1 protein-coding gene is annotated in these 1,452 nt (G+C 57.9%); it reads left to right on the top strand.

From position 1 onward, the window contains the following. Positions 1–12 precede the first annotated feature (12 nt). The coding region (locus tag GRI39_RS14345; RefSeq protein ID WP_160740416.1) for a cadherin domain-containing protein at positions 13–1,452 on the top strand (1,440 nt) is incomplete at its 3' end.

The following is a 1,452-nucleotide window of genomic DNA, read 5'->3' as shown; positions in this document are numbered from 1 at the left end:
AACGAAGCACCTGTGATCACGAGTGGTCTGTCGTTGACGGTTGCGGAGAATGGGACGGCTGTCGGCACAGTGGCAGCCACAGATGATGATGGCGATGGGCTGACCTTCAGCCTGACAGGTGGTGCGGATGCCGATCTGTTCACGATCGATGCGGCCACCGGAGCGCTGTCCTTCAAGGTGGCACCTGATTATGAAGCGGGGCAGACCAGCTTTGTGGTGGAAGTGAGTGTGTCTGACGGGACGATTGTGACCAGCGACACGGTGACGATCACGCTGACGGATGTGAATGAAGCACCGGTGATCACGAGCGCGCTCGATGTGACCGTGATAGAAGGCGATGCGGGTCCGGTTCTCTTTGAGGCGGAAGATCCCGATGGCGATACGCTGAGCTGGTCGATTGAGCCAGGTGGCGATGGCGCGCTGTTCACGATTGATGGTGCGACGGGAGAGATCAGCTTCAAGACCGCGCCGGATTACGCCAACCCTGCCGATAGTGATGGCGATAATGTCTATGCCCTGACCATCACGGTGGATGACGGGAATGGCAAAAGCGTCACGCAGGATGTGACGATCACAGTGACGGATACGAATGAAGCGCCAGAGATTACGAGCGGTGGTTCGGTCAGTCTGGATGAGAACACGACAGCGGTGCTGAGCGTGGTGGCCAGCGATAGTGATGGCGATAGTTTGAGCTATGCGATTGCAGGAGGTGCAGATGGAGCCTTGTTCACGATCAATGCCGCTGGTGAATTGTCCTTCAAGGCGGCGCCGGACTTTGAAAATCCGGCCGATAGTGATGGGGACAATGTCTATGATGTGATTGTGTCGGTGTCTGATGGTGTGACGACCACGCAGCAGAGCGTCACGGTGACGGTGAATGATGTCAATGATGCGCCGGTACTGACGGGTCCATCGGGTCTGAGCCTGGCGGAGAACACCAAGACTGTGGGGACGATTACGGCCAGTGATGATGAAGGGGATGATCTGACCTTCAGCCTGACGGGCGGGGTGGATGCCGATCTGTTCACGATCAATGCCACCACCGGAGCGCTGTCCTTCAAGGTGGCGCCTGATTATGAAGCGCCCGGCGATGACGATGGGGACAATGCCTATCAGCTGGAAGTGACGGTGAGCGATGGCACCACCAGCACGGTGCAGCAGATCACGGTGAGTGTGACAGATGCCAATGATGCGCCTGTCATCACCAGCAGCAATGCGGTGACCATCACCGAGAACCGCAGCAATGTGATGATTGCCAGCGCCAGTGATGTCGATAGCGGCGATACGCTCGTCTGGTCGATTGCCGGTGGGGCGGATAAGGATCTGTTCACGGTTGATAGCGCCACAGGAGCGCTCAGCTTTATCACCGCGCCCGACTATGAAGCCCCCTCGAGCTTTGATGGTGGGAATGTCTATGCGGTGGTGCTCCAGGTCAGCGATGGCAATGGCGGG

It is taken from the genome of Altericroceibacterium indicum (genome assembly GCF_009828105.1).
Lineage (GTDB): Bacteria > Pseudomonadota > Alphaproteobacteria > Sphingomonadales > Sphingomonadaceae > Altericroceibacterium > Altericroceibacterium indicum.
This window is presented reverse-complemented; position numbering and strand designations above follow the sequence as displayed.